Below are 22290 nucleotides of genomic sequence, written 5' to 3' on the forward strand. Positions count from 1 at the left end.
TGCTCACTTTCGCCTCGCGCTGGAGGGGGATGACTCTCCCAGCCAGTCGATAAAAAACGCCATAAACGCCGATACCTGCGGCGGCTGCAGCTTTCGCTGGGGAAAGACAAACTGCAGCCCGACCTCCTTACGGTCTAAGGGGCTGAATCCGGTGAAGCGCTCGGCAAACAGCACCTGAAGCCGTCCCTCCTCGACATCCCTCTTCACATCCCACCATGATTTACCGGCGATCCCCGCCCCGCTGAGCGCCCACTGCCGCAGCAGTGCCCCATCGTCGCAGACCATCGCCGGTGTCACCCGCACGACGCGCTCCTTTCCCGCCTCCTCAAAGCGCCATTCATTCATCACCACACCGTGCCGCTCCAGCGCCAGGCAGCGGTGATGGTGCAACTCGTCGAGGGCGGCAGGCGTTCCGTGAGTGGCAAGATAAGCCTCCGAAGCCACCAGCACCCGGTGGTTGGGGCGGATATGGCGGATCGCCAAACTACTGTCTGGCAGGTTACCGACGCGAATACTCATATCCAGCCGGTTGGCGACCAGATCCTCCACGCGCTCCCCTAAGAACACGGAAAACGTGACCTCGGGGTGACGGCGGGAAAAGTCGACGATGGCCGGGCTAAGATACTGTCGGCCAAAGTCGGAGGGGGCGGAAAGACGAATATTGCCGCTCAGCACGCCTTCCTTTTGCGTCAGCAACGATTCGGCGTGGCGGGCCTCCTCCAGTACGCGCCGCGCGGCATGATAAAAATCTTCCCCCGCCCTGGTCAGGGTGATAGCGCGCGTGGAACGATGGAACAGGCGGGTCTGGTAACGCTCTTCCATCGCCTTCAGGCGGGCCGTCATGGTGGCCGGTGAGAGCGATAACCGTCTGCCGGCGGCGGAGAGTCCCCCCGCCTCGGCGACAGCCACCAGCAGCGCCATATCTTCCAGCTTGCCCATTTTTCGTATTTCCTGAAAAGTGAATCTGTTTTTAGCCTAATTATCAAAATCAGATCCCGACTGTAAAGTGATTTTCATTCCACTCGCAAGGGACACCCGTATGAACAGCCTCTCACTTTTCGATCGTTACCGCATCGGCACGCTGCCATTGAAAAACCGCATCGTCATGGCTCCCATGACCCGGGCGCGCGCCCTGCAGCCCGGAAATATCCCCTCCGCGCTGATGGCAGAATATTACCGCCAGCGCGCCAGCGCCGGATTGACCGTCACGGAGGCGACGCAAATCTCTCCTGAGGGACAGGGATACTCCTGGACGCCTGGCCTGCATTCCGCTGAGCAGATTGCCGGCTGGCAGTTGACGACCGGGGCCGTTCACCAGGCTGGCGGCGTTATTTTTTCTCAGCTCTGGCACGTGGGGCGGATGTCGCACGCTCGTTTTCATGCGGATGGGCAACCCGTGGCCCCGTCGGCGCTGGCGCCGGACGCCCAGGTATGGGTGGTGGATGAGCAAGGCCGGGGCCAGATGGTGGACTGCCCTCCACCGCGGGCGCTCTCCCGGTCGGATATCCAGCGTATTGTCGCCGATTACCGTCAGGCGGCGCGCAATGCGATAGCGGCGGGGTTTGACGGCGTGGAAGTGCACGGCGGCAATGGCTATCTGATCGACCAGTTCCTGCGGCGTACCGCCAACCAGCGTACTGATGAGTACGGCGGTAGCCTGAGCAACCGGATCCGTTTTGCCCAGGAGGTGCTGACCGCCATCGGCGACGTTATTGGCCGCGAGCGGACGGGCATCCGCCTTTCCCCCTACATTACCCAGCGCGGGATGAACGACCCGCAAGTGATCGACGCCATCCTTGCCCTGGCGGCCTGGTGCGAACAGCAGGGTATCGCCTTTATCCACCTGGCGGAGGCGGACTGGGACGATGCGCCAGCCGTTCCCCAGCACTTTCGTGACACGCTGCGCGCGACCTTCAGCGGCACCCTGATCGTGGCCGGCAATTACGATCAGCAAAAGGCGGAACGTATCCTCACCGCCGGTTTCGCCGACCTGGTGGCTTTCGGCCGCCCGTTTATTGCTAATCCTGACCTGCCGCAGCGGCTTCAGCACCGCTGGCCGCTGGCGACCGTCAGCGATCCCGCCACGCTGTTTGGCGGGACAGAGGTGGGCTATACCGACTATCCCTTCTATACGGAGCATAAAGAGTGAAAATGACCCGCAAAATGTTACCTGCCAGCCTTGGTGTCGCTGTTGTCTGCGCGCAGGCCAGACACGGCATCACGCTGCGGCGCTGCGCCACAGCGCTGCTGCTTGCCGGGATATCCGGCTCCGCGTTTTCAGCCCCGCAGGGTTTGCTGAAGCCAGCCCAGCTCATCGTTGACAGCGGCCTTCCCCCTGCCACACGCGCCGCCAATGAATATGTCGCCAGACAATACGCCACGTTCTGGAATACCGGTGATGAAGCGCTGGCCCGGGCGGCGCTGGCGGGGAATTTTATCGATAAAACGCCCCCGGAAGGGCGCCGACAAGGGCCGGAAGGCGCGATCCTCGCCTCCAGAGCATTTCGTCAGGCGGTGCCGGATTTACGCTGTGATGTCGAACAAATGATTGTGGCCGGTGACCGGGTGGTCTCACACTTACATTTTCATGGCCACTTTACCGGGACCTTCGGCACCCGGAAGGGTAAGGGACAAAATATCGATTTTATTGCCACCGATATCTATCAGATCAGCGGCGGTAAAATTGCCGCCAACTGGCATATTGAAGATAACCTGACGCTGATGAAACAGCTGGGCGCGCAATAAGCTGCCCACCCGGACGGTGAGTAAGCGATCGCCATAACCACGAGCCGCCCCGGTATCCGCCGGGGTAGCTCTCCTGGCGACAGACTGTGCTTAGATTTGCGCCATTCCGCCGTCGACATAGATCTCTGCGGCGTTAATAAAGCTCGACTCGTCAGACGCTAAAAATACCACCGTCCTGCCAATCTCCTCCGGCTCGCCCAGCCGCCCGAGCGGTACGCTGGCGGCCAGGGCGTCGAACAAGCCCTGGCGGTCCGCCTCCGCAACCAGTCCTCCCAGACCCGGGGTACGCACCGGCCCCGGGCTGACGACATTGATGCGGATCCCGCGATCGTTCACCTCCAGCGCCCAGGAGCGCGCCAGGCTGCGTACCGCCGCTTTACTGGCGCTATAGATGCTGAAGTTCGCCGTCCCTTTGACTGCCGCCGTAGAGCCGGTCAAAATCACCGAGGCGCCGTCGGTGAGCAGCGGCAGCGCTTTCTGGACCGTGAACACCACCCCGCGCACGTTGGTGGCGAATATCCGCTCGACGTGCGCTTCGGTGATGGCGCTGAGCGGCAGCATATCCCCGCCGCCAGCATTGGCGAACAGCACATCCAGCCGGCCGGACTCGTCGGCAATGGTCGCAAATACCGCGTCAAGGTCGCTTAACACGGCGGCGTCGGCGCGGATCCCTCGGGCGGCGGGCCCGATGAATCTTACCGCCGCATCCAGCTCCTCCTGTCGGCGGCCGGTGATATACACCTTTGCGCCCTGCTCCGCCAGCGCTTTCGCCGACGCCAGGCCAATCCCGGTGCTGCCGCCGGTCACTAACGCCACTTTATCCGCAAGTTTTTTGCTCATGGTGCATTTCCTTGGTTAGAGTATAAACAGGCCAGGCTCGCGAAAGCGCCCCGCCGGGTATGGAAAGCACTGTAATCGCCTCAAAGAGGCGGAAAAATGGCCTAATCTGAAAAACACTTTTCCCCTCCGTGGATAATGGACGCCCGCTAACCAGGATACTGCGAATAATGGACCGATTTTCAGCCCTCAAAGCCTTCACCCGCGTTGTCGAAGCCGGCAGCTTTACCCGCGCCGCGGACTCGCTGGATATGCCCAACGCCACGCTCAGCAAAACCATCAAGCAACTGGAAGCGCATCTGGGGGTTTCCCTCCTGCAGCGCACCACCCGGCGTATTACCGTGACGCCGGAAGGACGGGAGTACTATGAAAAAGCTCGCTGCCTGCTGGAAGACCTGGAAGAGATCGACGCCTCCTTCAATACCGCCCACAATAAGCCGAAGGGCCATCTACGGATCGCCATCGGTGGGTCGACCGCGTGCGATGTGCTGATCCCGCTGCTGGCGGACTTTATGACCGCCTGGCCGGATATCCGTATCGATTTACAGGTGGCCGATAAACCCGCGGACCTCATCAGCGGCAATATTGACTGCGCCATCCGCGGCGGGCCGATGGATGACTCGACGCTGATCGCCCGTAAAATCGGCGAGGCGACGCTGGTCACCTGCGCCACCCCTGGCTATCTTCAGCGCTGCGGCACGCCCGCCTCGCCGGATGAACTCCATCATGGCCACCAGCTCATCAGCTATCTGTCGCCGGCCAGCGGCAGAGCGTTTCCGTTTCGCTTTACGCGTCACGGCGTCAGTACCGAGCTCAAGACAGAGCCCCATCTCGGCATCAATGAGAGCAACGCGCATATTGCCGCCGGCGAGGCGGGCTTAGGCATTGTGCAGACCTTTACCTATTCGCTAAAACCCGCGCTGGCAAGCGGCAAGCTGGTGGAGATCCTCAGCGCCTGGCGCCCGGCCCCCTATCCCTTTCACGTCGTCTACGCCCGGCACCGGCACGTGCCGCCCCGGCTCCGCGTCTTTATTGAATGGCTGGCGGCGGTTTTTCCGGCTGCGGTGCAGGGATAAAGCGCGTTATCTGACGCCGCGCCGAGGGGGGTCCGTAAATGAACGCACTGACCGCTATTATCCTTTTTACGACCGTCCGAAAAACACCGCTGATTAAATCGACGATTTGATGTTTCTACACAAAATATAAACGAAGATTTAAATTGATATGAATGGGTTGACAATAACATTGGCTATGGGTAGATTTCATGGGCCTAAGTTGTGGCCTTTCCTAATCTGACATAAGAGACTAATGGATACTGAATTTAGTAGCGGTCCGAATATTGCCTTAACGGTTATTCGGACAAGTAAACATAAAATCGATTGTGATCACTTCTTCGTTTTGGTGTGTCTCGCCGGAGCTTGATGCTCTCGTGTTGTCCCACCTCGACCAGAGTTTTCACGGTCCCGAGGTGTGTTATGAACTTCAAATCTACCCTTTTTCCTGGTGTCAAAACCATGACATCAACGCTACGTGTCCGGCCGCCCCGCGATCGGGTGTCGTCTGCGCGTAAAAAACAGCAAAGCTCTATATTCTCCTCGAAAATCAGTGAGTTGAATCAACGCATTACTAACTGGCGCGTCAGTCCTGTCACCGGCCAGCTGGAGCGTCGTTGCCGCTTCTCTGATGGCGAAGACCCACAAAGTCGCCCCTTCGTCGCCTGATTCAGCCGTTACGCCGTAGGCCGTGTCTGCGCGCTATGCCGCAGCCCGTTTTCGTGCGTCACGCTGAGTTAAGTCACTGCTGGTACCTGTTTATTCACTGATGTATTCATACTTGTACATCGGCAGGAATAATCACGTCCAAATAAAACAAAATATAAACTTCACGCCTGTTTATTTTAATAATAAACAGCGGGAAGCCCTGTGCGAAATTAATTAAAACCGATCGCTGATGCGACATCGGGCTATTTTCGGCCGCCCTTAATCCGGGTCTTACCGTAAAAAGCCTGCTGCCGCCCGGCGACAGGAGCAGCACCATGACTGTACAAATCAAGAACCGAAATAAAAAAAGCACGCTGTCTATGCGTGCCGCCCAGGAAGCCCAAAACGGTATCGCAGAAACCCTGGTCAACCTCAACACCACCCGGGAAGGGCTGCAGGAAGCCCAGGCAAATGCCCGGCTGGAGCGGGATGGCCTGAACGAAGTGACTCATGACAAGCCGACTCACGCGCTGATCCAGCTGCTGATGGCGTTTAACAACCCGTTTATTTATGTGCTCGCCATTCTCGCCGGGATCAGCTTCTTCACCGACTACTGGCTGCCCACCAGCCATGGCGAAGACGGCGACCTGACGACGGTGATAATCATCGGCACCATGGTTGCCCTCAGCGGACTGGTGCGCTTCTGGCAGGAACACCGCTCGGCCAAATCGGCCGAAGCGCTGAAAGCGATGGTTCGCACCACCGCGACGGTCGTTCGTCGCGAACACGCCGGGCAAAAAGGAAAGCCACGTGAAATCCCGATGCGCGAGCTGGTGGTGGGCGATATCGTGCAGCTCTATGCGGGCGACATGATCCCGGCGGACGTCCGTTTGATCGAATCACGCGACCTGTTTATCAGTCAGGCCGTCCTGACCGGCGAAGCGCTGCCGATTGAGAAGTACGACACCCTCGGCGACGTGGCGCAGAAATCCGCACACGACAAGGCGGTTGACAACGAGAACCTGTTGGATATGCCTAACATCTGCTTCATGGGGACCAACGTTGTCAGCGGCACCGCTCAGGCGGTCGTGGTGGCGACCGGGCCGAGGACCTACTTTGGCTCACTGGCAAAAGCGATTGTCGGCACCCGGGCGCAAACGGCGTTTGACCGCGGGGTGAACAGCGTCAGCTGGCTGTTGATCCGCTTTATGCTAGTGATGGTGCCGGTGGTGTTCCTGATTAACGGCCTGATGAAGGGCGAATGGTGGGATGCCCTGCTGTTTGCTCTGGCCGTCGCCGTAGGTCTGACGCCAGAAATGCTGCCAATGATCGTCAGCGCCAACCTCGCCAAGGGCGCGGTGGCTATGGCGAAGCGTAAAGTCGTGGTTAAGCGCCTTAACGCGATTCAGAACCTGGGCGCGATGGACGTGCTGTGCACCGACAAAACCGGCACCCTGACGCAGGATAAAATCATCCTTGAGCACCACGTCGACACGCACGGTCAGAAAAATCAGTCCGTGCTGGCGCTGGCCTGGCTCAACAGCCACTATCAAAGCGGCATCAAAAACCTGATGGATCAGGCGGTCATTTACTTCTCTGAAAATGAGTCGGGCTTTGTGCAACCTCAGGGGTACAGCAAAGTCGATGAGATGCCGTTCGACTTCGTGCGCCGTCGCCTGTCGATTGTGGTGAAAGACAGCCAGAGCAATCATCTGCTGGTGTGCAAAGGCGCCGTGGAGGAGATGCTGAGCATCGCCTCCCACATGGAAGAGAATGGCAAGGTTATCCCCCTCGACGATCAGCGCCGTGACGCCATGCTGGCGATGGCGAACGACTACAACAAAGACGGCTTCCGCGTTCTGGTGGTCGCTACGCGCGACATTCCGAAAGCCGAAGCGAAAAGACTGTACAGCACCGCTGATGAGCACGATCTGATTATCCGCGGCTTCCTCACCTTCCTCGATCCACCTAAGGAGAGCGCGGGTCCGGCGATTGCTGCCCTGATGGATATTGGCGTCGCAGTCAAAGTGCTGACCGGCGATAACGCGATTGTCACTACGCGGATTTGCCGCCAGGTGGGACTGGAACCAGGCGAACCGGTACTCGGCCCGCAGATTGAGTCGTTGAGCGACACGGCCCTGCAGCAGTTGGTGGAAGAGCGCACGGTGTTCGCCAAGTTAACGCCGCTGCAGAAATCACGCGTGCTGAAGGCGCTGCAGGCCAACGGTCATACGGTGGGCTTTCTCGGTGACGGCATTAACGATGCCCCTGCTCTGCGCGATGCCGACGTGGGTATCTCGGTCGACAGTGGCACCGATATCGCCAAGGAATCGGCCGACATCATCTTGCTGGAAAAGAGCCTGATGGTGCTGGAAGAAGGCGTTATCAAAGGCCGCGAGACCTTTGGCAACATTATGAAATACCTGAACATGACCGCCAGCTCCAACTTCGGCAACGTGTTCTCGGTACTGGTGGCCAGCGCGTTCATTCCGTTCCTGCCGATGCTCGCGATCCAGTTGCTGCTGCAAAACCTGATGTACGACATCTCCCAGCTCGCGCTGCCGTGGGACAAAACGGACAAAGAGTTCCTGAGCAAACCGCGCAAGTGGGATGCAAGAAACATCGGCCGCTTTATGGTCTGGATTGGCCCGACCTCGTCCATTTTTGACATGACGACCTTTGCGCTGATGTGGTTTGTGTTCAGCGCCAACAGCGAACACATGCAGACCCTGTTCCAGTCCGGCTGGTTCGTTGAAGGCCTGCTGTCGCAGACGCTGGTGGTGCACATGCTGCGTACCCAGAAAATTCCGTTCATTCAGAGCACCGCCGCCTGGCCGGTACTGATGATGACCGGTCTGATTATGGCTATTGGAATTTACGTGCCGTTCTCTCCGCTTGGGCCGTTGGTTGGGCTGCAGGCGCTGCCGTGGCAGTACTTCCCGTGGCTGGTCGGCACCCTGCTCGCCTACTGCTGCGTGGCCCAGGGCATGAAAACGTTCTACATCCGTCGCTTCAGGCAGTGGCACTAATTCTGCGTTAAAGACGGTGATTCACGTGCCGCTTCGGCGGCACCTTTCAGGCAGGCCACACAGGCTGGAAGCATTATGGAAAAGCAACATTCCATCATTTTCCTGATTAAAAATAAGACCATCGCGTTGATTGTCTTATTTTTAATGAAAATAACCCGCACCCTTCGCGTCCGTGCCCTGGCATGGTACGCCGGAGGGAAGATTAACTATCAACACACTAAAGCATTACTGAACCTCGCCAGCGCCATACATCGTTTTTCGATCAGGTTACTGCGTTTTATTTCACTACCCGCCCTGTAGAGGGGGAATTCATGATGTCCGGAACCACTCTGTTAATTAACCTGGCTGGCGCCATCGCATTGCTGCTCTGGGGCAGCCATATGATTTCAACGGCGCTGCAGCGCGGCTTCGGCACGCCGCTGCGCAACTGGATGGGACGCCACCTCACTAACCGCTGGACCGCCCTGCTCTCCGGCATTGGCATTACCGGCATTCTGCAAAGCAGCACGGCGGTCAGTATGATGGCGACGTCATTTACCGCCGCAGGTACGCTAAGCCTTGCCCCCGCGCTTGCGGTGATGCTCGGCGCCAACATCGGCTCCACGCTGGTGGTCCAGCTGATGAGCTTTAACATGGAAATCGCCATTCCGCTGCTTCTGCTGGCCGGGTTTGTGGTTTTCAAGCTACGCGACCATTCCAGCTTTGAAAGTGTGGGCTGCGCCCTGATTGGCCTCGGCCTGATGCTGCTGGCGCTGCATTTACTGGGCGGCACGCTGCAGGACATTGAGGTCACGCCGGTGTTTCATGCCGTGATGCAGGGGCTACAGGGCGATATTTTCATTGCCCTGCTGGTGGCGGCGCTCCTGACGCTCCTGTGCCACTCCAGCGTGGCGATGATTTTGCTAATCGCCTCCCTCGCCGGTACCGGCACGCTGACCCCGGCTACGGCCCTGGTGCTGGTGCTTGGCGCCAACATCGGCGGCGCGTTACCGCCGGTGTTAAACGCCGGGTCCGCGGTGGCCCGCCGCCTGCCGGTTGGCAACCTGATGGTCCGCCTGTCCGGCTGCGCGCTGGCATTACTGCTTCTGCCGTTGCTGATGGCGATCGCCCGTAAATCCGGGCTGAACACGCCGCAGCTGGTGGTGTGGTTTCATACCGCCTTTAGCGTGGCGCTCGCGCTGCTGTTTATCGGCCTGAACATGCCAATGGCTCGCTTCCTGGAGCGACTGTTTCCGGAAGAAGAGCGCGTAGGCGACCCGGGTATGCCAATGTATCTCGACGATGCGGGTCTGGAAGTGGCTTATATCGGCCTGTCCAATTCGGTTCGCGAATCGCTGCGCGCCGCCGACATGCTAACCATCATGCTGGACCGACTGCTGGTGCTGTTTGTGACCCAGGAAAAACAGGCTGCCGATGACATCCGCCAGCTGGAGCAGTCGGTCGATCTGCTGAGCGCGGCGGTTCGCGCCTACCTCGCCGACATTGGTCAGGACGGGCTGAATGATGCAGATGCCGATCGTGCCCAGGAGATCCTGATGTTCATCATCAATGTTGAGCACGCGGGCGACATTCTCTCCAGCAATCTGACCCAGCTGGCCACGCGCCGCGCACGCCGGGGAGAGCAGTTTAACGACTTTGAATTACACCATATTCGCCTGCTGCATGCGGAGCTCCTCACCAGCCTGAACTTAGGCATAGCGGCATTCCTGCGTGAAGACTTGTCTGCTGCCCACCAGCTGGTGCAGCGCAAAGAAACCATCCGCCAGCTGGAGGCCTCCGCCAGCCGCGAGCACTTCAAAAAACTGCGGGAGGACAAGAATGCCTGGGCGGAATCCGGCGACATTTTCCAGCGGGTGCTACGGGACTACCGCCGCGTGCATCACCATATCGCCGCCGTCGCCTACCCGGTCATTGACCGCCTGGGCGATACCTCGCTGCGGTTTATTGAAACGCCGCCGGATGTTTAAAAAACAATAACCGCCAGCGCGCGGACGAGATCCTTTTCAAGGCAAGCAACGTTAAGGTACAAAAAATGCGAGTGTTAATCTGCTCGGGTCGGTTTTATGCCGACACCCATACCATCACCCATGTGCTGGAACTCTATGCCCGTACACAGACGATTAACGTGTTGATTCACGGAGGGCACCAGGCGCTGGGCGGCGCGATAGAAAACTGGGCGCGCGGGATCGACGTTCACGTGATCCGCTACCCGGCAAACTGGGCGCTGCACGGAAAATATGCAGAGACAAGGCGCAATTTGTTTATGCTGGAAGATAGCCGCCCTGACGTACTGCTGGCTTTTCCTGGCGGAGAAGATACGGCGGAGTGCATAAAGATGGCGAAAAACAGAGGGATCCGCGTCATCGACGTCGTTTAACCTGAGTGGGTGAAGTTCGGTGACCATGGCCACAGGCAGGCGTCCGCTGGAGGGGTATTGAATGACGGCCTTGACGATTAACCAGCAATGGTCAATATAGAGAACCTTACTCGTCTAAGTGTAAGCTGAGCGCAGAGAGGACAGTCAGGCGGGGGGCCCGGCCCCCCAATTGTCCGGGAACATTATGGGCAATACCGCTCAGCATACCCTCAGGCTTCCGTCGGTCCCCGGGATGAGATTTCACGTCCACTCCCCTTATTCGCGCGGTATCGAAACCAGGAACAGCCGGACAACGACACCCGCCATACCTTACCTGGAGCGAAAAAATGACCTCATCCATTGCCATCGTCGGAGCAGGACTCGGCGGCCTCATGCTCGCACGTATTTTACATGTCCACGGCATTTCCTCTGTGGTCTACGAAGCTGAAGCCTCTCCCGAGGCCCGCCCACAAGGTGGCTTGCTGGATATCCACGATCATAATGGCCAGCGGGCGCTGATAGCGGCAGGCCTGTACGATGCCTTCCGGGCCCTTATTCTTCCTGGTGGTCAATCCACGCGCGTACTCGATAAAGCGGGCAACGTATTGTTCGAGCAGTTCGATGATGGTTTGGGCGGCCGACCAGAAGTCTCTCGCGGCGCGCTTCGCACGCTGCTGCTGGAGTCGCTTCCTGCGGACACCGTGCAATGGGGCCGTAAAGTGGCAGATATCGTCCCCCATGATGACGGCACGCATAGTTTGTACTTTACGGATGGCTCCACCACCAGGGTCTCCCTGGTGGTGGGCGCAGATGGTGCCTGGTCGCGTGTCCGTGCTCTGGTCACCGATGCTGTGCCTGCCTATGCGGGATTTTCGTATGTCGAGCGCTGGCTTAGTCACGTCGACACCGATCATCTGGCTTGCGCGCAAGCAGTAGGCCGCGGCTCATTTTTTGCGCTCTCGCCAGGCAAGGGTATCATGGCGCACCGGGAGCCTGGCGGCGTGATCCACGTTTACATTGCTCTGTGCCAACCCCAGGCCTGGTTCGCTGACGTGACGTCCGCTAATGCACAGGTTGACGTGCAACGCATAGTCGATGAATTCGATGGCTGGGCGCATCCACTGCAAACATTGATTACGGAGGGTGATGGTGAGCCCGTATTGCGCCCTATTCACTTTTTACCTCCCGGACTTCGATGGCCGCGAACAGCAGGCGTAACGCTGTTGGGCGACGCCGCGCATCTTATGCTGCCGTTCGGCGAAGGCGCTAATCTCGCGTTAGAGGATGGCGCTGAGCTGGGACTCGCGATTGCGGCCAATGCAGATAATCCTGAAGCCGCGCTGTCCGCTTATGAAGAACAGATGTTTATCCGCGTCGAAAGTGCGGCCAACGACGCGCAGGCAATGGCAGGCATTCTCTTTGGGGACGAGACACCCGGCGCGTTGTTGCATTTTTTTAACCAGTATAAAACAGGATCCTGATCCCCGACGCTGCGGTGATTCTTGCGCCATGAACAAATAACCCTCCCGCCATCGGGAGGTCAATGTTCAGTAATGTCCGGAGAATAACGCTCCGGATATAAAATCATTAAAACGCTGTCGCAATAGCTGAAATCTGGAACGAGTTATTTTAATAACCCCTTCATGATCAAAGACAGACCGAACTCAAAACAGGTATCCGGATGTTGGTGGGTAAGCGCATCGATACGACTGATTTCTGTTGAGGGTGTAGACAATCTTTCATCATCATGTCTGTCTGTACGAGACTGCTCCTCCAATACGCATCCCAGGGTATATTCGCTAATAGTGAGTAATATCATTGCGGCTTCGGCCTCAGAAAAGCCGGCCCGCATAAGGTAAGCCACCTTTGGGTAGAACGTTTCCCCTCCTACCCGCGCCGGTGTTGTCCCCGCATGGAGCAGTGCGCCATCCCGATGAGCGAGAAGCGCGCGGCGGAAACTGCGCGCGTTATTTGCCAGCCAGTCTGCCCACTCGGCCGTGTCTTCAGCCAGCGGAAGCGAATGGTGCCTGGCCAAAACAGTTGCGGCCATCTCTTCCAGTAAGCTGGCCTTGTTCCTGAAATGCCAGTACAGCGTTGCGGATTCTACCCCCAGCTTTTGCGCCAGCTTTCGCGTCGTTATCGCTTCCAGCCCGACTTCATCTAAGAGTGCTAATGCAGCATTAATGACCTGATCCCGCTGAATTTTAGCCATGGTGTTCATCCTGTTGTTAATGCATCCAACCGAGCCCGTGGTAGATGAAAAGAGATCTTCTCCTGACCAGGAGCCTACCGGCGCCATTGATGAAAATAAATCTATCATTGATAGAAAAATTGATCAATGATAGATTTTTAACGCATCGCACCTAAAGGTCATCCCATGAATATCAATCGAGATACGCAGGTAAAGAAAACCAACCATGCTGATCCCATCAATGCCATCCCGCCGGTTTTGTGGCTGCAAGCCGCCATCATCACCCTTGGAGCATTCGCTACCATGCTCTCATCCACCATGCTCAGTGCTGCGCTTCCGGCCATGGCAAAGGGCCTTGGGGTGACGGACGCCTCCATCCAGTGGATAGCCACCGCATACCTCATGGCGCTGGCCGCAGGCGTTCCGGTTAGCGCATGGGCGGTAAAACGGTTTGGCGCCACCCAACTTTGGCTCTATGCACTTATTTTATTTGGTGTTTTCTCGGCAGTTTGCGCGTTATCCCCGAATATCGAGGTGCTGCTCACCGCCAGAATAATGCAAGGTCTGGCAGGCGGGTTACTCGTGCCAGCCGGGCAGACGATCCTGGGTCTGGTGGTCGGTCGTGAGCGCCTCGGGCGGATCATTGGTACGATAGGCGTGGCTATCGTCATTGCGCCCTTACTGGGAACGTCTCTGGGTGCCGTTCTGCTTCAGGTCTGCGGATGGCGAGTCTTGTTTTTTATTAATGTCCCCTTATCTCTCTGTGCATGGCTTGCGGGATGGAAATTACTCCCTCGCCCGACAATAAAAAATGATAAGCCGCTCTCCCTGGACTGGATGGGGTTAATACTGATTCTTTGTAGCCTTCCCCTGCTCATGGAGGGTATTAAAGGTGTCAGCCTGAATAGTGGTGAAAATAGCGGGAACATTATCTTACTCAGCGTGGGCGCACTGTTTATCGGCTTGTTTATCTTTCGCTCTTTTCGCATTGACTCGCCTTTACTTCATCTCAGCCTTTTCAAACATCGTGGCTTCACATTATCGGCGTTGCTGATGGCTATCGGAGGTGCGGTGAATTTTGGTGGGCAGTTCCTGCTCCCGTTGTATTTCCGCGACGTTTGCCATGAAGCACTGGCTGACGTGGGTTTGCTCCTTACTCCGCAGTTAATCGGTTCTGCCATAGGATTCCCGGTCGCCGGTTATTTCTCAGACCGGCTGGGTCCTCGCGTGGTGCTGATCGTTGGCGGCTTGCTCTCGGTGTTGGCGACATGGCCGCTGGCCATGATTGATGGAGGCAGTAGCTACACCCTGGTCGGTAGCGCACTCGCTATCAGGGGATTCGGTTTAGCCCTTGCGACAGTGCCGGCGATGGCGGCAGGCCTGGCGATGGCGGGTACCCGTCATGTTTCTGATGCAGCACCGATTCTCAACATCCTGCAGCGTGTTGGCGCGATGGCTGGCGCGGCCCTGGTGACGGCGTGCTACGTCAGACTGGCGCATACGCAGGGTAGCTTAGCCGCCTTTCAGCATGCCGGGTGGATACTGATCAGCGGCGCCATACTGCTCACGCTTTCAGCACTTTTCATGGTGAACCATCAGGGATCATCAACGCGGGAAGAAACAAGATAACCGGTCTGGCGTCCTGTCCCGCACCCGGTACGCAATAGTTAACACCTCATTCTGAATGAGCGCGAGAGAGGCGTGAATGCCAGTCAGCGACACCAGCGACTGGCATTGCACGCGACGCCCCACTAAATCGAACCAATCAATCCGCCATCGACCCGGATCACCGCCCCGGTAATGTAGCTGGCAAGCTGGCTTGCCAAAAAGGCAGCGGTGGCGCCGTACTCCTGGGGGTGGCCATAACGTCCCGCCGGAATGCTCAGACGACTCTTCTCCGCGACCGCTTCCGCAGTGGAATGTTCCCGTTTCGCCTTGATAGCATCCAGCTGACCCACCCGGTCGGTAGCGATGCGTCCAGGCACCATCACATTCACTGTGACGCCGTCGGCCGCCACTTCAGCGGCAAGGGTTTTCGACCAGCCAAGCAAGCTCATGCGCAGCGCATTCGACAGGGCGAGACCCGGAATCGGGGCAATCACACCGGACGAGGTGGTGGTAATAATGCGTCCCCAGCCACGGCTGCGCATGGCGGGCAGTAGTTTATCGGTGAGCTGGATCAACGAGGCGACCATCACTGAAAATTGCTGTTGCCAGACGGCGCCGTCCGTCCCCTGTGCCAGCGTGGGCGGTGGGCCACCGGAATTATTGACCAGAATATCGATGTCGCCCCAGTGCTCGCGGATATCGGCGATGACCGTATCAAACTGTTCCGGGACGGCAAGATCCAGCGGCCAGGCGCGGGCGGTACCGCCCAGCTGAGTGATGCGTTCCACCGTTTGCGCCAGCTTCTCTCTGTTGCGGCCTGTCACGGCGACCTTCACGCCTTCCTGCGCCAGCGAGCAGGCGATAGCCTGTCCAAGGCCACTTCCCGCACCGCAAACCAGTGCCACACGCTGTTGTATCTGCAAATTCATAAATGCTCCTGATTGTATTTTCAGGAGCATTATGTGCAATAGTGATGCCAGTTATACGCGTGGGCTTTTTACATTGACCTGGTCAAACGCGTATTGCAGGTGTTTTCTCATCAACTCTGCCGCCTGTTCCTGTTTGTTCTCTCGCAGGGCATCAATGATGGCAACGTGCTCTTCGCACCACTCTTTTACGCGACGCTTATTGTGATAGCTACCAAATTCCAGCAGGCGGCGCAGCCGGTTTTGCTGCTGAATGGCCTGTAATACAAACAGGTTGCCGCTGGCCTCTGCCAGCAACTCATGAAACGCCGCATCGGTTTCGAAAATCTCTTTGGCCGGGACCTGCGTAATGTCCGGGTGGGTGATGAGTCTCAGATGCCGGGCGCGCAGACGTTTAAGCATCTGCCGGTCAACATGCAGGTTGGGCGTCAGCAACGCCATCGGTTCAATCATCAGGCGAAAACCGTAGCTATTGCGCAGAGCGATATCGGAGTTCAGGGTTTGCAGAAAGCGCCAGCCATGCCCTGCATTGCGGGCAATCAGGCCATCCTCCGATAGCTTCACCAGCGTACGGGTCAGCACGCCGCGATCAACATCATAGCGCTGGCTGATTTCGGTCTGGGTAAAGGATTCCGGCAGGATACCTGCAATGCGGTCATGGACCAGTTGCTCGTACAACTTCTGGTCATTGCTCTTGGACTGCTCAATCTCCAGCTGATCCAGCTCATTACTGCGTTTAAGCAGGAAAAAACCCTGGTTTGGCCGCGCTTCAACCGCCCCCATTCGGGTCAGTTCCTTGAGCCCGGCACGTACCGGCGTACGCGAAACACCCAACGCATCGGCAAGATGTTGCTCACGTAAATGATGACCTGGATCGAATCTTGCTTCAGATATCAGGTCGAGTATTTGCCGGGCTATCCGGCGACTGCTCGCAGTGGAGTCAGGCTGCATGAATTCACGATTCCCTGAAATGCATTGTTGTGGTCGATATATACAATATCACGAGCAACAAAACGCAGCAAAGTAAAGCAAGGAGTGCACGCTTAACGTGCAACACGCACCAGAATGAGACATTTTTTTCATACGCATAATTGTATTTATTGACTCACTAAATTCAATTTAAACCTTAGCCAGGAGACGACTATGTCCAGCAATTCTTTTCTGTTTCGCCGCGTGCGTACCTTGATGTTCGCGCTGACCGCCCTGCCACTGGTCAGCCATGCGGCGGTGGAAACCATCGCCAAGGGCCAGTTGACCTATGGAACGGCAGCGACGTTCATGCCTTTTGAATACGTGAAAGCAGGCAAGCTTACCGGCTTCGATATCGACCTGATTAACGCGCTAAGCAAAGAGATCCAACTGACGCCAGCGCCAATGCCGATGGAATTCAAAGGGCTTATTCCGGCGCTGCAGGGTAAACGTCTGGATATCATCAACTCCGCCATGTACGTCAATCCGACCCGTGCCGAGCAGGTTGACTTCGTACCCTATCTGAAAATCGGCAGTCGCGTGGTGGTCCGCAAAGGTAACCCGGCCAACATCACCGGGCGTGACCTGAGCCTCTGCGGCAAAAACATCGCCGTGACGCTCGGCGGGATCGAAGAGAGCCAGGCCCGGGCAGACAATCAGCGCTGCCTGGAGGCCAAAAAACCGGCCATCAACGTCATGACGTTCCCCGCGGCCACCGATTCCGCCGTGGCCGTCGCCCAGGGACGTGCCGATGCCGAGTTCCTCTCCACGCCGGGCACCGTCGCCCTGTTTACCGAAAAAGCTGGCATGTTCGAAGCGGTTGGCGCCGAGTTCGAAGCGAATACTCACATCGCCTTTGCCGTGCGTAAAGGCGATACCGCAACCCAGGCCCTGCTGGAGCAAGGTCTGCAGAGACTCGTCAAAAATGGCACCTACACGCAACTGATTAAGAAGTGGAACTTCCCAGACTCCGTTGCCCTTTTCTAACCCGTTTGCCATTAACCGGAGAACGCTATGTCGATCGATTTAATGTGGCAGTACTTCCTCTCCCCCGAATTTATTCGGGGTGCGTGGATGACGCTACTGATTACCCTCTGCTCACTGTTGTGTGGCGTGGTGCTGGGCCTGGTGTTGGCGCTGTTGCAGGAAGCGCCGTTTCGCGCCGGGAAAGGGCTGGCCTTTTTCTACCTGTGGCTGTTTCGCGGGACGCCGGTGCTGTTCCAGATAATCTTTGTCTACAACGTGCTGCCAGGCTTCGGCTTACGCTTCTCCGCGTTTACCTGTGCAGTGCTGGCGCTTTCGCTCAATGAAGGCGCCTACATGGCGGAAATTCTGCGCTCTGGACTGCAGGCGGTGAAAAGCGGCCAGCGCACCGCCGGCATGGCGCTGGGTATGACTCATGGCCAGATCATGCGAAAAATCGTTCTGCCTCAGGCCGCGCGCATCGTTCTGCCGCCGATGGGTAACCAGATGATCAGCATGCTGAAATCGAGCGCGCTGGTCTCGGTTATCGCCGTTCAGGAACTGCTGCTGGTCGCTAACCAGGCCGCCAGCGCCAGCTTCCGTTACTTCGAAGCGCTTTGCGCTGCGGGCATCTATTACCTGCTGCTCACCAGCCTGTTCATGATCTTCCAGTCGTGGCTGGAAGGCGTGCTGGATCCCAGGCAGCGCCGCAGCAAAAGCCAGAAGCGGCTGACTCGCCTGTTTAAGTTACCGAAAACCGTCCGGGAGGAACCATGAGTGAGAAACCGCTGCTGGAGATGATCGGCATTGATAAGACTTTTGGTCGCCAGACCGTACTCAAAAACTGCTCTCTGACCGTGCAACGCGGAGAAACCGTGGTGCTGATTGGCCCGTCCGGCTCGGGAAAATCCACCCTGCTACGCTGCGTCAACATGCTCTCGCCCGCCGACAGCGGCGATGTGTTCTTCGCCAGCCAGCACATCAGCCGGGGCGATGTGCCGGCGCACAAACTGCGTCAGCGCATTGGCATGGTGTTCCAGAACTACGAGCTGTTCTCGCACCTGACCGCAGCGGAAAACATCATGCTGGCCCCGATGACGGTGTTGGGAATGAACCGTATTGATGCCCGCAAACTGGCGGACAACCTGCTGGCAAAAGTGCGCATCAACGAACGTGCAGACCATTTTCCGGACGAGCTCTCCGGCGGACAGCAGCAGCGCGTGGCGATTGCCCGGGCGCTGGCGATGAAGCCGGAGCTGATGCTCTACGACGAACCCACCTCCGCCCTCGACCCGGAGATGATCCGTGAAGTGCTGGAAGTGATGGCGGAGCTCAGCGCGGAAGGCATGACCAGCATGGTGGTGACTCACGAAATGGGCTTCGCCCGTCGGGCCGCTAACAAGATTCTGTTTATGGAAGACGGCGAAATTATCGATCGCGCCAACACCAGTGATTTCTTCGCCGGCCATGTCAGCGACCGCGCACAGCGCTTCCTGACGCAAATATTACATTAATCACGGAGTTCCTATGTCCAGTTATCAGGTTGACAGCGCACGTATGAAAAAGGACTTAGCGACGCTGGTTGCCATCAACACGGAGAATCCACCGGGCCATGAGCGCGAAGCCGCCGAATGTCTGGAAGGCTGGCTGCTGACCGCCGGGTTCGATCTCTCCTTTAGCGAATACGCACCGGGGCGGACCAACGTTATCGCCGTCCTGAACAATGGACCGGGGCCGTGTTTCGCCTTTAACACCCACCTCGACACCGTTCCGGCGGGCAGCGGCTGGGCCAGCGATCCCTTCACGCTCACCGAGCGTGACGGACGCCTGTACGGACGCGGCGCCTGCGATGCCAAAGGCCCGCTGGTGGCGATGGTTGAAGCCCTGCGTCTGCTGGCTGCCAACCGTCAGCAGTGGTCCGGCACATTGATGGGGGTGTTCACCGCCGATGAAGAGGTCGCCAGCGAAGGGGCGAAATTCTACGTCCGCGATAATCCACCGGCGATTGATTTCGCGGTGATTGGCGAGCCGACCTCGAATGCCACCTTCTCCGCCCACAAAGGCAGCTTACGTCCTCGCGTGCGGGTTAAAGGCGTCACCGCGCATTCCGGTACGCCGGAGCTGGGGATTAACGCGATTTACCAGTCGGCGCGCCTTTTAGGGTTGATTGAAGAAGCCCACCACCAGCAGGTGCGTTGCCGCTGCCACGATCTGGTCGGCAACGCCAGCCTGACGGTAACCCGCATCCACGGCGGCCATGCGGACAATGTGGTGCCAGACAGCTGTGAGCTGCTGCTTGACCGTCGCATGGTTCCGGGCGAAGACGAAGAGGTCGTCAAAGCCGAACTGCAGCAACTGCTCGACCACGCGTACGCACATGCAGGTGTGGAAGCCGAAATTATCGCCTGGCAGCCCACCACCGGCGGCGCGACGCAAACCGACAGCCGCGAAGCGATTGTCGAGCAAAGCCTTGCTGCCTGTCGCCGTCATGGGCAGAGCGAACCCGGCCCGTTTGGTTTTCAGGGGGGATGTGACCTGGTGCATTTCCGTTCGCTGGGCGCAAAAGGCGTCGTGATTGGCCCCGGTTCGCTGGCCGTGGCTCACAAACCCGATGAATTTGTCCCTGTCGATGAATTTATCGCCGCGGCCTACCTCTATCTCGATATTGCGCTCGCCATGCTGCCGCCGGAGCCCGGTTTATGAAAGCACAGCTCTTTCGGGGAGATCTGCATTACGCCGATGTGACGCTGCATACCGCTGCCTCTGGTCCGGTAACGGCGCTCGATACGCTCTGGCTGCGTCTGGAAGACCAGGGAGTGATCGGGATTGGCGAAGTGCGGCTCAACATTCGCTACCTGCATGGCTACCGCGAAGAGCAGGTGCTGAACAACCTGCTTCAGATACTTCGCCGCTGGGACTGGCGCCAGGCGCCCGCCGCGCGACTCGCCGCGTTAGATGATGGAGACTGCACGCTCCTGCCGCCATCGCGCATGGTGCTGGATATGGCCTTGCACGACCTGCTGGCGCGTCAGCAAGGGATAAGCGTTGCCGCCTGGCTGGGGGCGCGGGATGGCCTGCCTGCGTGGCACACCAACCAGACCCTGTTCTGGGGCAGCGAGAGACAGATGCTGGAGCAGGCGCAACGCTATGTCGATCGCGGTTTCACCCAGCTGAAGTTGCGCACAGGCGTGGCAGATTTCGCTACCGACCTGGCCCGTCTGCAACGGCTGCGCCAGCGGTTCGGCCAGCAGATTTCGCTGGCGATTGACGTGAACGGCCAGTGGTCTCTGGCGCAGGCTCACGCGGCATTCCCGTCTCTGCGCGAGCTGAAGCTCAGCTACATCGAACAGCCGTTAAGCCCGGCAAACGACAGCCAGCTTGCGGAGCTGTACGCCTACGGCATCCCGATCATGCTCGACGAAAGCCTCAACAGTGACGCCGCCATCACCCGGCTGATCGCCGCCAAAGGTGCGCTGTGGGGGCATCTCAAACTGGTGAAACTGGGTGGCCTTGCGCCGACGCTGGCCGCCGCCAACCGGCTGCGACTCGCCGACGTGCCATTCATGATTGGCCAGATGAATGAAGGCCATGCTGCCACCGCCGCCGCGCTCCAGCTGTGTCGTGTCGTGCAACCGGCATTTGCCGAGCTGTATGGCGCCGATGGCTTAACGGATGATCCCGTCAGCGGGCTGGAATACCGCAATGGCCTGGTCACCGTCAATGACTCACCCGGTCTGGGCGTGCAGTTTGATGCCGCGCAGGCCAACTTACTCCAGGAGTTTACTCATGCAAGATGTTAACAATGTGATTCAGGGCAGTGAGTCCGCCTTTAGCGCTGATGAATATGCGCAACGCATTCGACGCACCCGCGAACGCTTAAGCCGCGCGGGCGTGGACGTCATGATCGTTACCGGCCCGGAAAACATTTTCTGGCTCACCGGTCAGCAAACACCGGGCTATTACACCTTCCAGGCGCTGTTGCTGCCGGTAGAAGGGGATCCGGTGTTTGTGATTCGCCAGCTCGAATACTTTAACTTTATCGCCAACACCTTTATTTCTGACGCCGCCATCTACCAGGATGGCGATAACCCGGTGGATTTTCTGGTGGGCATGCTGCAACAGCGCGGCTGGCTCCACAAACGGATTGGGCTGGACAAACGCGGTTGGTTCCTGCCGGTTGCCGTGTATGAAGCCCTGCAGGCCAGGCTCGGCACCATTGCCGATACCGCGGGCGTCATCGAGCCGCTGCGCGCCGTGAAATCGGCGGCGGAGGTGGAAAAAATCGCCATCGCAGCGCGCTATGTGGACGCGGGCATGCGCGCGGGCATGGCGGCGATTCGCAGCGGCGCAGACGAAAACGCGCTGGTCTCGGCGATGATGGGGGCCGCCATTGCCGCCGGTTCCGAGTATGTCGGCATGGAACCGCTGGTCTCGACCGGCCCACGCAGCGGCGTGCCGCATGGCACATGGCGTCGTCGGGTGATGCAGGATAACGACCCGGTATTTCTCGAAATGTCAGCGGCTCACGACCGCTACCACGCCGCGATGATGCGCTCCGCCTGGCTGGGGCGGCCGCCCGCTATCGCCATCGAAATGGAAAAAGTGTGTCAGGAAGCCCTGCAGGCCTCCCTTGATGCCATTCGTCCGGGCGCCACCTGCGAAGCGCCGCACCTGGCCTGCCAGAAGGTGATTGATCGCGCCGGGTTCACCGAAAACTTCAAAAAACGCACCGGTTACTCCATCGGTATCGCCTTTGCGCCGGACTGGGGCGAAGGCGGCATTCTCAGTCTGTATCGTGGCGTCACCACTGAGCTGCAGCCAGGAATGACCTTCCACATTCCACCGGCTCTGCGGATCTACGGTCAATTTACCGTCGGCGTCAGTGAAACCGTGGTGGTGACCGAAACCGGATATCGTCAGCTGGGTTCCCTGGCTCGCCCTCTCACACTGCTGTAAGGAAAGAAAA

Annotated in this window: 21 protein-coding genes; 16 read left to right on the forward strand and 5 right to left on the reverse strand. The window is 58.3% G+C overall.

Annotation, left to right across the window (positions count from 1 at the left end; genetic code table 11):
- Nucleotides 1-3 precede the first annotated feature (3 nt).
- On the reverse strand, nt 4-939 hold the full coding sequence (locus CWM61_RS19110) for a LysR family transcriptional regulator (RefSeq protein WP_074386244.1): 936 nt from the start codon (nt 937-939) through the stop codon (nt 4-6).
- A 100-nt stretch (nt 940-1039) separates the two neighbouring features.
- Between CWM61_RS19110 and CWM61_RS19115 the strand changes: the two genes are divergently transcribed.
- On the forward strand, nt 1040-2149 hold the full coding sequence (locus CWM61_RS19115) for an alkene reductase (RefSeq protein ID WP_074386245.1): 1110 nt from the start codon (nt 1040-1042) through the stop codon (nt 2147-2149).
- Between the two features lie 2 nt (nt 2150-2151).
- Nucleotides 2152-2745, forward strand: a complete 594-nt coding sequence (locus CWM61_RS19120; RefSeq protein ID WP_074386289.1) for an ester cyclase — start codon at nt 2152-2154, stop codon at nt 2743-2745.
- A 90-nt stretch (nt 2746-2835) separates the two neighbouring features.
- Here CWM61_RS19120 and CWM61_RS19125 read toward each other — a convergent pair whose 3' ends face one another.
- Nucleotides 2836-3585, reverse strand: coding sequence for an SDR family oxidoreductase (locus CWM61_RS19125; protein WP_012542112.1), 750 nt, complete (start codon nt 3583-3585; stop codon nt 2836-2838).
- A 167-nt stretch (nt 3586-3752) separates the two neighbouring features.
- Between CWM61_RS19125 and CWM61_RS19130 the strand changes: the two genes are divergently transcribed.
- The 7 genes from CWM61_RS19130 (at nt 3753) to CWM61_RS19160 (ending at nt 12148) form a co-directional block, all read left to right on the forward strand.
- The gene (locus CWM61_RS19130) at nt 3753-4658 is read left to right on the forward strand and encodes a LysR family transcriptional regulator (protein WP_023322401.1); all 906 of its coding nucleotides are present in this window, start codon (nt 3753-3755) and stop codon (nt 4656-4658) included.
- A gap of 438 nt (nt 4659-5096) precedes the next feature.
- Nucleotides 5097-5303, forward strand: coding sequence for a hypothetical protein (locus CWM61_RS19135; protein ID WP_224224395.1), 207 nt, complete (start codon nt 5097-5099; stop codon nt 5301-5303).
- 314 nt (nt 5304-5617) lie between these two features.
- Nucleotides 5618-8311, forward strand: coding sequence for a magnesium-translocating P-type ATPase (gene mgtA, locus CWM61_RS19140; RefSeq protein ID WP_074386246.1), 2694 nt, complete (start codon nt 5618-5620; stop codon nt 8309-8311).
- Between the two features lie 75 nt (nt 8312-8386).
- Nucleotides 8387-8611 carry a hypothetical protein gene (locus CWM61_RS19145; RefSeq protein WP_016160720.1) on the forward strand — a complete coding sequence of 75 codons (225 nt, stop codon included), beginning with the start codon at nt 8387-8389 and terminating at the stop codon, nt 8609-8611.
- 14 nt (nt 8612-8625) lie between these two features.
- Nucleotides 8626-10278, forward strand: a complete 1653-nt coding sequence (locus CWM61_RS19150) for a Na/Pi cotransporter family protein (protein ID WP_074386290.1) — start codon at nt 8626-8628, stop codon at nt 10276-10278.
- 65 nt (nt 10279-10343) lie between these two features.
- Entirely contained in the window at nt 10344-10688 is a 345-nt protein-coding gene (locus tag CWM61_RS19155) for an SLOG family protein (protein WP_074386247.1), read from the forward strand.
- Between the two features lie 326 nt (nt 10689-11014).
- A complete protein-coding gene (locus CWM61_RS19160) occupies nt 11015-12148 on the forward strand; it encodes an FAD-dependent oxidoreductase (protein ID WP_100631725.1) in 1134 nt (377 codons plus the stop codon).
- 143 nt (nt 12149-12291) lie between these two features.
- Here the strand turns inward: CWM61_RS19160 and CWM61_RS19165 are convergent, their stop codons facing one another.
- Nucleotides 12292-12879 (reverse strand): TetR/AcrR family transcriptional regulator C-terminal domain-containing protein, encoded by a 588-nt coding sequence (locus CWM61_RS19165; RefSeq protein WP_012542120.1) that lies wholly within the window; start codon nt 12877-12879, stop codon nt 12292-12294.
- 165 nt (nt 12880-13044) lie between these two features.
- On the opposite strand from CWM61_RS19165, the gene CWM61_RS19170 reads away from it, so the two are divergent.
- On the forward strand, nt 13045-14487 hold the full coding sequence (locus tag CWM61_RS19170) for a DHA2 family efflux MFS transporter permease subunit (RefSeq protein WP_100631726.1): 1443 nt from the start codon (nt 13045-13047) through the stop codon (nt 14485-14487).
- Nucleotides 14488-14609: 122 nt separating this feature from the next.
- On the opposite strand, the gene CWM61_RS19175 is transcribed toward CWM61_RS19170, so the two are convergent.
- Both CWM61_RS19175 and CWM61_RS19180 read right to left on the reverse strand, forming a co-directional pair.
- Nucleotides 14610-15395: an SDR family oxidoreductase gene (locus CWM61_RS19175; protein WP_074386250.1), complete on the reverse strand. Its 786-nt coding sequence runs from the start codon at nt 15393-15395 to the stop codon at nt 14610-14612.
- 51 nt (nt 15396-15446) lie between these two features.
- Nucleotides 15447-16343 (reverse strand): GntR family transcriptional regulator, encoded by an 897-nt coding sequence (locus CWM61_RS19180; RefSeq protein ID WP_012542124.1) that lies wholly within the window; start codon nt 16341-16343, stop codon nt 15447-15449.
- 192 nt (nt 16344-16535) lie between these two features.
- Here CWM61_RS19180 and CWM61_RS19185 point away from each other — a divergent pair, with 192 nt between their 5' ends.
- The 6 genes from CWM61_RS19185 to CWM61_RS19210 are packed head-to-tail and all read left to right on the forward strand — an operon-like array spanning nt 16536 to nt 22280.
- Complete coding sequence (locus CWM61_RS19185; RefSeq protein ID WP_100631727.1) at nt 16536-17348, forward strand: ABC transporter substrate-binding protein; 813 nt, start codon at nt 16536-16538, stop codon at nt 17346-17348.
- A gap of 27 nt (nt 17349-17375) precedes the next feature.
- Entirely contained in the window at nt 17376-18101 is a 726-nt protein-coding gene (locus CWM61_RS19190; protein ID WP_023322396.1) for an amino acid ABC transporter permease, read from the forward strand.
- Nucleotides 18098-18838 (forward strand): amino acid ABC transporter ATP-binding protein, encoded by a 741-nt coding sequence (locus CWM61_RS19195; protein WP_012968502.1) that lies wholly within the window; start codon nt 18098-18100, stop codon nt 18836-18838. The genes CWM61_RS19190 and CWM61_RS19195 overlap by 4 nt, the downstream gene beginning before the upstream one ends.
- A 13-nt stretch (nt 18839-18851) precedes the next feature.
- Entirely contained in the window at nt 18852-20027 is a 1176-nt protein-coding gene (locus CWM61_RS19200; RefSeq protein ID WP_061154975.1) for a M20 family metallopeptidase, read from the forward strand.
- Nucleotides 20024-21124 carry a mandelate racemase/muconate lactonizing enzyme family protein gene (locus CWM61_RS19205; protein WP_100631728.1) on the forward strand — a complete coding sequence of 367 codons (1101 nt, stop codon included), beginning with the start codon at nt 20024-20026 and terminating at the stop codon, nt 21122-21124. The genes CWM61_RS19200 and CWM61_RS19205 overlap by 4 nt, the downstream gene beginning before the upstream one ends.
- Nucleotides 21111-22280, forward strand: coding sequence for a M24 family metallopeptidase (locus CWM61_RS19210; RefSeq protein WP_016160709.1), 1170 nt, complete (start codon nt 21111-21113; stop codon nt 22278-22280). The genes CWM61_RS19205 and CWM61_RS19210 overlap by 14 nt, the downstream gene beginning before the upstream one ends.
- The last annotated feature ends 10 nt before the right edge of the window (nt 22281-22290 follow it).

The sequence above is a fragment of the Klebsiella sp. K-Nf6 genome (assembly GCF_002806655.1).
Lineage (GTDB): Bacteria > Pseudomonadota > Gammaproteobacteria > Enterobacterales > Enterobacteriaceae > Klebsiella > Klebsiella variicola.

What these genes read in the sequence shown, in the direction of transcription:
- CWM61_RS19110 (WP_074386244.1), bottom strand. Translation starts at nt 939, where the DNA reads ATGGGCAAGCTGGAAGATATGGCGCTGCTGGTGGCTGTCGCCGAGGCG.
- CWM61_RS19115 (WP_074386245.1), top strand. Translation starts at nt 1,040, where the DNA reads ATGAACAGCCTCTCACTTTTCGATCGTTACCGCATCGGCACGCTGCCA.
- CWM61_RS19120 (WP_074386289.1), top strand. Translation starts at nt 2,152, where the DNA reads ATGACCCGCAAAATGTTACCTGCCAGCCTTGGTGTCGCTGTTGTCTGC.
- CWM61_RS19125 (WP_012542112.1), bottom strand. Translation starts at nt 3,585, where the DNA reads ATGAGCAAAAAACTTGCGGATAAAGTGGCGTTAGTGACCGGCGGCAGC.
- CWM61_RS19130 (WP_023322401.1), top strand. Translation starts at nt 3,753, where the DNA reads ATGGACCGATTTTCAGCCCTCAAAGCCTTCACCCGCGTTGTCGAAGCC.
- CWM61_RS19135 (WP_224224395.1), top strand. Translation starts at nt 5,097, where the DNA reads ATGACATCAACGCTACGTGTCCGGCCGCCCCGCGATCGGGTGTCGTCT.
- mgtA (WP_074386246.1), top strand. Translation starts at nt 5,618, where the DNA reads ATGACTGTACAAATCAAGAACCGAAATAAAAAAAGCACGCTGTCTATG.
- CWM61_RS19145 (WP_016160720.1), top strand. Translation starts at nt 8,387, where the DNA reads ATGGAAAAGCAACATTCCATCATTTTCCTGATTAAAAATAAGACCATC.
- CWM61_RS19150 (WP_074386290.1), top strand. Translation starts at nt 8,626, where the DNA reads ATGTCCGGAACCACTCTGTTAATTAACCTGGCTGGCGCCATCGCATTG.
- CWM61_RS19155 (WP_074386247.1), top strand. Translation starts at nt 10,344, where the DNA reads ATGCGAGTGTTAATCTGCTCGGGTCGGTTTTATGCCGACACCCATACC.
- CWM61_RS19160 (WP_100631725.1), top strand. Translation starts at nt 11,015, where the DNA reads ATGACCTCATCCATTGCCATCGTCGGAGCAGGACTCGGCGGCCTCATG.
- CWM61_RS19165 (WP_012542120.1), bottom strand. Translation starts at nt 12,879, where the DNA reads ATGGCTAAAATTCAGCGGGATCAGGTCATTAATGCTGCATTAGCACTC.
- CWM61_RS19170 (WP_100631726.1), top strand. Translation starts at nt 13,045, where the DNA reads ATGAATATCAATCGAGATACGCAGGTAAAGAAAACCAACCATGCTGAT.
- CWM61_RS19175 (WP_074386250.1), bottom strand. Translation starts at nt 15,395, where the DNA reads ATGAATTTGCAGATACAACAGCGTGTGGCACTGGTTTGCGGTGCGGGA.
- CWM61_RS19180 (WP_012542124.1), bottom strand. Translation starts at nt 16,343, where the DNA reads ATGCAGCCTGACTCCACTGCGAGCAGTCGCCGGATAGCCCGGCAAATA.
- CWM61_RS19185 (WP_100631727.1), top strand. Translation starts at nt 16,536, where the DNA reads ATGTCCAGCAATTCTTTTCTGTTTCGCCGCGTGCGTACCTTGATGTTC.
- CWM61_RS19190 (WP_023322396.1), top strand. Translation starts at nt 17,376, where the DNA reads ATGTCGATCGATTTAATGTGGCAGTACTTCCTCTCCCCCGAATTTATT.
- CWM61_RS19195 (WP_012968502.1), top strand. Translation starts at nt 18,098, where the DNA reads ATGAGTGAGAAACCGCTGCTGGAGATGATCGGCATTGATAAGACTTTT.
- CWM61_RS19200 (WP_061154975.1), top strand. Translation starts at nt 18,852, where the DNA reads ATGTCCAGTTATCAGGTTGACAGCGCACGTATGAAAAAGGACTTAGCG.
- CWM61_RS19205 (WP_100631728.1), top strand. Translation starts at nt 20,024, where the DNA reads ATGAAAGCACAGCTCTTTCGGGGAGATCTGCATTACGCCGATGTGACG.
- CWM61_RS19210 (WP_016160709.1), top strand. Translation starts at nt 21,111, where the DNA reads ATGCAAGATGTTAACAATGTGATTCAGGGCAGTGAGTCCGCCTTTAGC.